This window comes from Azonexus sp. (assembly GCF_036170495.1).
Classification (GTDB): Bacteria; Pseudomonadota; Gammaproteobacteria; order Burkholderiales; family Rhodocyclaceae; genus Azonexus.
On sequence record NZ_JAVHPH010000450.1, the window covers coordinates 1 to 8,590 of the forward strand.

General features: G+C 62.4%; 9 protein-coding genes. 4 read left to right on the plus strand and 5 right to left on the minus strand.

Translation table 11 applies throughout. The features are described 5' to 3' along the window. From phaP to ADADOO_RS16195, 3 genes are all read left to right on the plus strand, one after another. The coding region (phaP, locus tag ADADOO_RS16185; protein WP_511278541.1) for a TIGR01841 family phasin at positions 1–335 on the plus strand (335 nt) is incomplete at its 5' end. 378 nt (positions 336–713) lie between these two features. Further along, positions 714–962 (plus strand): transcriptional regulator, encoded by a 249-nt coding sequence (locus tag ADADOO_RS16190; protein ID WP_226496921.1) that lies wholly within the window; start codon positions 714–716, stop codon positions 960–962. A gap of 71 nt (positions 963–1,033) precedes the next feature. Then, positions 1,034–1,240 (plus strand): hypothetical protein, encoded by a 207-nt coding sequence (locus ADADOO_RS16195; RefSeq protein ID WP_511278542.1) that lies wholly within the window; start codon positions 1,034–1,036, stop codon positions 1,238–1,240. Positions 1,241–1,347: 107 nt separating this feature from the next. On the opposite strand, the gene gpmI is transcribed toward ADADOO_RS16195, so the two are convergent. The 5 genes from gpmI to ADADOO_RS16220 all read right to left on the minus strand — a co-directional run bounded on the left by gpmI (position 1,348) and on the right by ADADOO_RS16220 (position 7,798). Beyond that, positions 1,348–2,988, minus strand: coding sequence for a 2,3-bisphosphoglycerate-independent phosphoglycerate mutase (gene gpmI, locus ADADOO_RS16200; RefSeq protein ID WP_511278543.1), 1,641 nt, complete (start codon positions 2,986–2,988; stop codon positions 1,348–1,350). 117 nt (positions 2,989–3,105) lie between these two features. Next, the gene (locus ADADOO_RS16205; protein WP_511278544.1) at positions 3,106–3,789 is read right to left on the minus strand and encodes an urease accessory protein UreH domain-containing protein; all 684 of its coding nucleotides are present in this window, start codon (positions 3,787–3,789) and stop codon (positions 3,106–3,108) included. Continuing rightward, on the minus strand, positions 3,782–4,846 hold the full coding sequence (locus ADADOO_RS16210; RefSeq protein ID WP_511278545.1) for a 4Fe-4S binding protein: 1,065 nt from the start codon (positions 4,844–4,846) through the stop codon (positions 3,782–3,784). Before ADADOO_RS16210 ends, ADADOO_RS16205 begins: the two co-directional genes overlap by 8 nt. Continuing rightward, positions 4,839–5,696, minus strand: coding sequence for a hypothetical protein (locus ADADOO_RS16215; RefSeq protein WP_511278546.1), 858 nt, complete (start codon positions 5,694–5,696; stop codon positions 4,839–4,841). Before ADADOO_RS16215 ends, ADADOO_RS16210 begins: the two co-directional genes overlap by 8 nt. 8 nt (positions 5,697–5,704) lie before the next feature. Beyond that, on the minus strand, positions 5,705–7,798 hold the full coding sequence (locus ADADOO_RS16220) for a TonB-dependent receptor (protein ID WP_511278547.1): 2,094 nt from the start codon (positions 7,796–7,798) through the stop codon (positions 5,705–5,707). 284 nt (positions 7,799–8,082) lie between these two features. Between ADADOO_RS16220 and ADADOO_RS16225 the strand changes: the two genes are divergently transcribed. Then, on the plus strand, positions 8,083–8,590 hold a 508-nt coding region (locus tag ADADOO_RS16225), incomplete at its 3' end, for a septum site-determining protein MinC (RefSeq protein ID WP_511278548.1).

Below are 8,590 nucleotides of genomic sequence, written 5' to 3' on the forward strand. Positions count from 1 at the left end.
CGAAGGAAGCCCTCGCCGCTCAGACCGCCCTGGCCCAGCCGGCTGTCGAGAAGGCTGTTGCCTACTCGCGTTCCGTTTATGAAATCACGGCCCAGACCCAACAGGACTTGGCCAAGATGGTCGAAGCCCAATTCGGTGACTTCCAGAAATCCATCGCCAGCCTGGTCGAAAAGGCCACCAAGTCTGCTCCGGCTGGTTCCGAAGGTGCTGTTGCTGCCATTCAGAGCGCCATCGCTGCCGCCAACTCGGCTTTCGGCAACATGAGCTCCGTCGCCAAGCAATTTACCGACGCCGCCCAGGCCAACATGGCTGCCGTCACCAAGAAGGCCAAGTAAGTTTTTCGGGCTTCCCGAAAACGAAGGCCCCACGCCTGCCGTGGGGCTTTTTTTGGTCCACGTTTAATCGCCAGGATGCAGTCCCAGACTGCAAACACATCGATTAACGAATACGGGAAACAACGTTGACACAATTCATTACACAAAAGATGTTGCGGTGCACAATACATCTGGGCATAATGAACCTTGTCTCCTCCATCTCCTCCAAGAAATGGATTTAAGCCCGCCTCGTGCGGGCTTCTTTTTTTGTTCTGCCTTGCCCGGCTACCGTGTGCAGGCGCAACAAAGCAGGGAGTTTGTTTGACTGCCGAAGACGGCGATCTATTCCGCGTCGTAACGCGGAAGCGAAACCCGTCCAGGCCATGGAAAGGAATCCTGATGCACGCCACAAAAGTTCTCGAACACCTCAAGAAGCATGGCCAGTTGCTCGATTTCGATATTGCCGCAGCGATCAACATGCCCCTGGCCGACGTTCGCGCCTCGCTGACCGAGCTGTCTGCCCGCGGCGACATTTCCCGCTGCAGCGTCACCAGCTACGTCAAAGGCAAGGCGATTGAAGGATTTCAATGCCGGATTTCAGGGTATATTCCACGCCCAGCGCCGGGCCGGAAACCGGGCGTCAAGTAACGACAGGGGTTTGGCCGCTTCCCGCTCGGGATCAGCGGCCGAATCCGCAGCAGACCCGAATGGAGATTCCGATGCCGAACAAAGATCTCGACGAAAAAGTCGAGCGCATGCTCAGCGCCGCCCTCGGCGGCCTGACGCCACACGAGGCGCTGATCAAGGCGTCGCTGGACGAAGCCGCCAATGTGGCCGAACGCGCCGCGGCCAAGGAAAAGAACCGCGAGCGCGCCTTGCGCCTGCTGGCGGAAATTGAGAAAGCCCAAGGCAAGTCGGGCGCCTGATCTTTCGATCACCGACCGCTTTGCTACGGTCAACCGGAAAAAACAGCCAAAAATGAAATGGGCGTCTGCCGCACGGCAAGACGCCCATTTTCTTGCCCGGGAATCGTTTATTTGATGTCGAGCAGGCTGTCGTCCCAGGCCACGTGCTTTTCGAGACCGAGCAGGTTCGCGACAGTGGCCGCGATGTTCGACAAACCAGCTGATTCAGTCTGCTTCAAGCCTAGCCTGCCGCCGCTCGCGTTGTCGTAAAGGATGAGCGGCACGGGGTTCAGCGTGTGCGCCGTCTTCGCCTTGAACGAGCCATCCTGGTTCAGGGCCGGCTGCCTGGTCTTCTTGTCGAGCTCGAACATTTCGTCGGCGTTGCCGTGGTCGGCCGTGATCAGCGCCACGCCGCCGGCCGCATCGACAGCCTGCAACACGCGAGCCAGCGACAGATCAACGGCTTCAACAGCCAGCGTCGCCGCATAGAAGTTGCCGGTGTGGCCGACCATGTCGCCATTGGCGAAGTTGCAGCGCAGCGTCCGGTACTGGCCGGACTGCAGGGCAGCGATCATTGCGTCGGCGATTTCGGCCGCCTTCATCCATGGCCGCTGCTCGAAGGGCACGACGTCGCTCGCCACCTCCTGCCAGGTTTCGCCGGCGAACTTGCCCGAGCGGTTGCCGTTCCAGAAATAGGTGACGTGGCCGAATTTCTGCGTTTCCGAGCAGGCGAACTGGGCAACGCCCGATTTGGCGAACCATTCGCCCGTCGTGTCCTTGATCGCCGGCGGGGCGACCAGGAAGCGGGCTGGCAGCTTCAAGTCGCCGTCGTATTGCAGCATGCCGGCGTAGGTCACCTGCGGCGCACGAACCCGGTCGAACTTGTCGAAAGCCGCTTCCTCGAAGGCGCGCGTGATTTCGACGGCGCGGTCGCCGCGGAAGTTGAAGAAAACGACTGAGTCGCCATCCTCGATGGTGCCGATGGCCTTGCCGTTGTCGGCGATGACGAACTCCGGCAAATCCTGGTCGATGGTGCCCGGATTTTGCTCGCGTAGGCCGTTGACCGCAGCAGTCGCATTCGCGAACTGCGTGCCGAGGCCGAGCACGTGGGTCTTCCAGCCCTTGTCGACCATCGCCCAGTTGGCGTCGTAACGGTCCATGGTGATGAACTGGCGGCCACCGCCCGAAGCGATGCGGGCATCGAAGCCGTCGCCACTGATCTCGGCGAGGAAGGCTTCAAACGGCACAACGTAATCGAGCGCACTGGTTTCCGGCACATCGCGGCCGTCGAGCAGGGCGTGGATGCGCACGGTCTTGATGCCTTCGGCCCTGGCCTGGACGACCATGGCCTTGAGGTGATCGATGTGGCTATGCACGTTGCCGTCGGAGAACAGGCCGATGAAATGCACGACGCCGCGACCAGCCTTGGCGCCGGCCACGATCTGTTGCCAGGCCTCGCCCTGCCAGATGGCGCCGGAGGCGATCGCGTTGGCGACCAGCGAAGCGCCCTGGCTATAGACCTGACCGGCACCGATGGCGTTGTGGCCGACCTCCGAATTGCCCATGTCGTCGTTGGACGGCATGCCGACGGCGGTGCCGTGGGCGCGCAGGCGGATGTTCGGGTAATCGGCGAAAAGACGATCTAGCGTTGGCTTGCGGGCAGCGGCAATGGCGCTGCCAACGTCGGATTTGGGCAGGCCGTAGCCGTCCATGACGATGATGACAACCGGGCCTTGAACGCCGGAAAACGAGGAAAATTTCTGAAGCATGAGGTCAGTTCCCGCAAGAAATTCAACAGAAAGCTGACCGGTCAGGGCGTAACCATCTCGCATGCGGCCAGCGAAATGCGCTATTTTAACCGCGATTAAACTACCCGAGGCCCGGCCTCAGAACAGGAACGGAGTCAGTCGCCGCAGGCCGAGAACAATCAGCACCAGCCCGGCTCCGCCGGCCAGCCAGCGACCCAGCCAGGCTCGCCCGGAGCGGATCTCCCGCCCCAGCCGGCCAGCCAGCGGGACCAGCACGATGATCGGGGTGAGCGCCGCGCCCAGACCGAAAGCCAGGCCATAGGCCGCTCCCCGCGTCGCACTGCCGGTATTCGCGGCGAGCAACAGCAAGGAGGCCAGCGGCGTGCAGGGAGTCAATGACAGCGCCGCGCCGAAGAACAGCGGCGGCAGGGTGTCGGCCTTGCGCTGAAAGCGGATCGGCGCCACGCCCGGCGTCGCCGATGCCCCGCCACATCCCCTGGCCGGCGAGCCAAACACCAGCCACAAGCCGGACAGGATGCTGACGCTGCCGATCAGCACGTTGCCCCAGATGCCCCCCAGGGCCTTGGCCAGGCCCAGTCCGGCGGCGCCGGCCACGGTGGCCAGCACGGTATAGGTGAACACCCGTCCGCCAAGAAAGATGCCGGTGTGCAGAAAGGCCTCGCGCTGACCGCTGGCCCGGCCGAGCGCCCAGGTGCCCATGAATGGCAGGCAGGTGACAGTGCACGCCGTCAGCCCCATCGACACCCCGAGCAACCAGACCGTCAGCAGACTGATCTCGCCGGCGGCGATCTGCTCAAGCATCGGTCCCCGCCGCCTTGCCTGCCGCCCGCACGAACTTGAGCGGCTTGACCGAACCATCCGGCAGTTCGCCAGCCACCCTGGCCTTGTAGTAAGCGCGGCTCGATGAAAACAGGGAGAAAGGCCCCCACTTGAGCTGGATGGTTCCATCCTGCGGGCAATACTCGGCACAGCGCCCGCACAGTGTGCAGTCCTCGCTATAGGCCTTGCGCCCCTCCTCGCGGGAAATTTCCGGAATATCCATCGGGCAGGCATCGGTGCAGATGCTGCATTTGCCGCAATTGTCGTGCCGCGTCTTGACCAGACGCATCGGAGACAGACGCTGGGCCAGGCTGTTGAAGGCCAGCAACGGACAAATGCGGCAGAACGGCTGGCGCACGGCCAACGCGGCAAGCACGATGAAGCCGAAAAGGAAGTTGGCCGTGGCGCCGAGGACGAACTTGACGTTGTCGTCGATCGGCACGGCGAACTGCTCGGTGTTGCCAGTCAGCAAGGTCGTTGCAATCCGCGCCGGACAGACGTCGCAATACGGGTTACCCAGCGCATGCGGCGTCACGCCAAGCCCGGTGAGCAGCGGCAGCAAAAAAACCAGCCCGAGCAGGATGAGCCATTTGACCGGTCGAACCCGCTCCGTCCGGCCCAGATCGTCGGCCGACAAGCGGCGCAGCCCGAAACCGAAACGCCGGCCGACCCGGCCCAACACCTCCTGCAACGTGCCGAGCGGGCAAATCCAGCCGCAGAACGCCTTGCCGAGGACGAAGAAGAAGGCAAAGAAGACAGCAAAACTCATGAGCAAAGGCAGCACCATGGTCAGCGTCAATTGCTGGGCGCGAACCATGGCCTCGCCGATGCGGTGATGCAGGATGTGCTGGGTCGGAATCAGCACGCAGTAGCCGCCGTTCATCTGGTCGTAGGCGCAGGACAGCGCAGGCAGGGCGTTGGAAATCTTGTCCGCCATGTAGCTGCCGACAAAGACGCTGCCATAGACGGTGACGACCAGCATGAGCAACTGCACGGCCAGGCGGAAACGTGAAAGGGTCGGAAAAAGGCGCTCAAGCATCCGTGCTCTCCTTGGCTTTCGCGGCCAAGCGACGGCGCAGCAAGGGCGTCGCCGCCAGCATGCCGGCCAGGCAGAAGCCCGCCCCCCAGGCCAGGCTCCGTTCGCGCTCCGGGTCCGGGCCGTAAGTCAGGTTGAAGGCCGTCAGGTAACGGCGCTCGTTCTCGATTTTTTCGGTACTCAGCACAAACTTCGCACTTTGCCGGGCATGGCCACCGGCCTTGTCGCGTGGCGGCCGGAAATCACGAGGGAAAAGGATGGTGGCGACGCCCGACTGATCGGTGACAAAACTCGTCCGCGTACCGAACTCGGTTTCCAGGTTCAAAGCCTGCCCGGCCAGCGGCGCGCCGCGCAGGCGAACGAGAAAGTGCCACTTCTCGCTTTCCCGGTAACTGCCATGCTCGCGCGGCAGCGGCTCGGGGATGATTTCGAGTTCATGCCGCGACTCGGCCAACAGCTTGCGCGGCGACGGCCCGGGATTGCCGAAATACCAGACGCTGGAGGCAACCTTGACGAGTTCCGGCGTTTCCTCGCGCATCACCAGCCAGTGATAGTTGCCCAGCTTCGGCGAGCCGCTGGCGATCCTTGCCCCCTCCGGCCCGACCGGGAAGTCGCGACGCAGCGCTTCCGGCGGCCCATCCGGCGCGTAAACGGCGAGTGAGTCCGCCTGAATGCCCACGGCTTTCACCTGTGCCGCTTCGCGCTGACCGCGGGCGCCGGCCGGCAACAACAAGGGCGCGCCGGTCCAGCCGCGCCCCTCGCCAACGGCCGGCCTCGCCCCGCCATGATCGTGCTGGGCCAGGGCCGGGGCGGCCAGCAGGCCGGCCAGCAAGACTAGTGACAAACGTCGCATGGCCAGCCTCAGCGGAAATCGTAGCGGTAGGTCAGCATGAGCGTGCGCGGCGCCGCTGCGGTGTAGGTCACCTTGCCGGTGGTGTCCTTCTTGACCTCGGCGGCGTAGTACTGATCAAACAGGTTGTCGGCATTCACGGTCAGCGAATGCTGGCCAATCTGGTACCCCACCGAGGCGTTGGTAACCCACGACCAGCCCTTGTATTTCTCGGTGTTGGCGTTGTCCAGCCAGTATTCGCCCCAGGTATTGGCGCCGACCCTGGCCCGCCAGCCTTGATGTTTCCAGGCCACGAAAACACCGTACTGATGCTGGGGAACAAAGGGCAGCGTTTTGCCGGCTCTATCCTGGTTGACCGTAGCAGCGCCAACGCGGACCGGCTCGCTGAATTCGCGATAGCTGTAGTCGGCATAGGCATAATGGCCACCGATTTCCCAGCCCCGCGCCACGGCCATGCGACCGGCGAATTCGAAGCCCAGTTTCTCGGTCTGCCCGGCGTTCACGTAATTGGTGACGCCGCCGTTGCTTTGCTGGACGATCTCTTTCTCGACCGGATTGAAATAGACGCTGGTATCGAACTGCCAGTTCTCGCCGCGCCCTTTCAGGCCGAATTCGTAATTCGTCGACAATGGTGCGTCGAGTCCGGGATTGGCCGACAACTCGCCCGACGACGGCATCTGCCCGGCCTGGGCAACCATGGCAAACAGATTGAGCCGGTTGCTCAGGCGGTAGCTGGCGGCCAGTTTCGGGGCAAGCAGATTGAAGGTTTTGTTGGTCACCGTCCGACCGTCGCCGGCGACATATTTGCCGGTTGCGTAGTCGTACTTGCGCAACTGGTAGCTGTCGTCGTCGTAGCTGACGACGTCGTAGCGCATGCCGAGATCGACGATCCAGCGCTCGCTCGGCCGCCAGGATTCCTGAACATAGAGCCCGGTGAGCAAGGTCGTGGCATTGTCGATTTCGGCCAGAGCCCCCTTCGCATCCGACAGCGTCGCGGTGATGCGCCCGGCCTGCGGGCCGCCGGCGATGGTCGTCACATCGCGGTATTCGTATTTGCGCGAATCGGGGATGCGCTCCTGGCGGACGGTCAGCCCACCGACCAGCGAGCCCTGGCGATGCTTGTAATTGGCCTCGAGATCAGCACCGAGGTTCCAGACCCAGTTTTCCGTCTCGTTGATGATGCCGGTGACCGGGTGATAGTGATACCAGGTGTTGTAGTAAAGCCGCGGCTTGAAGGTAAAGTCGCCGCGCTGCATTTCGAGACGGGAATTGAAGAACACCACCTTCGAATAGCGCCCCGAATTTTTCCAGGCCTCGGAAGTCCCCTCCTGCTTGCCGCTGTCCAGAAAGCGGTTGAACAGGTAGCCATTGGCCGCCGTATTGTCCATGGCGCCGGGCAATTGCATGTTCGACTCGGCGTAGGAAATCTCGCTTTCGAGAATATCTGCGTCGTTGAGGATCAGGCCGTGCTTGAGGGACAGCTGGGTGGTATCGAAGGTGTTCCAGTAGCGCCAGTCGTTGTCGACTTGACGATGGGTGAAGGTAATGGCTAGGGCCTGATCCGGCGAGATCTTGCCGCCGTAGCGCAGGTGATAGTTTTGCGTTCCCTGATTGCCGAAGCCGACTTTCGCGCTGTTCGCCTTGTCGTCAAATACCGATTTGGAAAATATCTGGATCGCCCCGCCGGTGCTGCCCGTGGCGAACAGGTTGCCCGGCCCCTTGGCGACTTCGATGCGCTCGATGTCCTGGGTATCGACAAAATCCAGCCGCGTGAAGCTGTCCGGATCACTGAGCGGCACGCCGTCGCGCAGCACCATGATCTCCCGGATGCCATAGGCGGCCTTGAGTCCGGCGCCACGAATGATCAGCCGGGCGTCGAAACCGCCGTTCTTGCTGTCGATCAGGACACCGGGGATGTCCTGCAGGGCCTCCTTGACGTTGAACATTTTCTTGTCGGCCAGCGCCTCCTTGCCTACGACGGCGATAGCTTGCGGCACATCGGCCGACACGCGTGCTTCACGTGTCGCAGTGACCGAAATTTCGTCCAGCTTTATCACCGGCTCTTCGGCATAGACCCCCGATACAGCCAACGCACAAACTGCCATGACCGGCATTCCGATCGCCTGGCGCAAAACACCTCGCCCGGCGAATGATGCGTGCTGCATCGCCCCCGATGTTTTTGTATGCATCGACTTACCCCCTGATTTATAAAACTTTTAGGAGGCGAATATTAGGTGGTGGCAACGCCGGGAAATTGCGGCATATCGCCGCACGCGACGTTTTGTCGCAATGCGGCGACAGGCAAAACAAGGTCGGAAATTTGCCGGTCATCATTTGCATCGCCGGCCTATGGGATAATCGTCCCCCTTTCCGCAAGACAGCAGCAGGCATGGCCAAAGACGCACCGATTCAGTTCAAGGGCACTTCGCTCAAGATCATCCAGACGCAACTGCGCACCACCGATCTCGCCACGCTGCACGCCGCGCTGGGCGAACTGACCGGCAATAGCCCGGACTTTTTCGAAAACGAGCTGGCGGTCCTTGATTTCAGCCTCGCCGAGACGTTGACCGAAATCCCCGACTGGCCGGCCATTTGCAACCTGCTGCGCGGTTCCGGCCTGCACGCCATCGCCACCCGCGGCCTGCCGGAAGGGTTGGCCAGCCTGGCCAATGCCGCCGGCCTGCCGGCAGTTGGCGCCGATGCGCTGGGCCGCAGCACGGCCCGCCCGAAAATTGACGAAGCTCCGCCGGCCGCCCCGGTGGCAGAACCGGCACCGATCATCGCTCCACCGCCGCCCCCCGAACCCGCCCCGCGCACCATCACCCTCGACAAGCCCTTGCGTTCCGGCCAGCGTTTCTACGCCAAGGGCTGCGACCTGATCGTCACGGCGATGATCA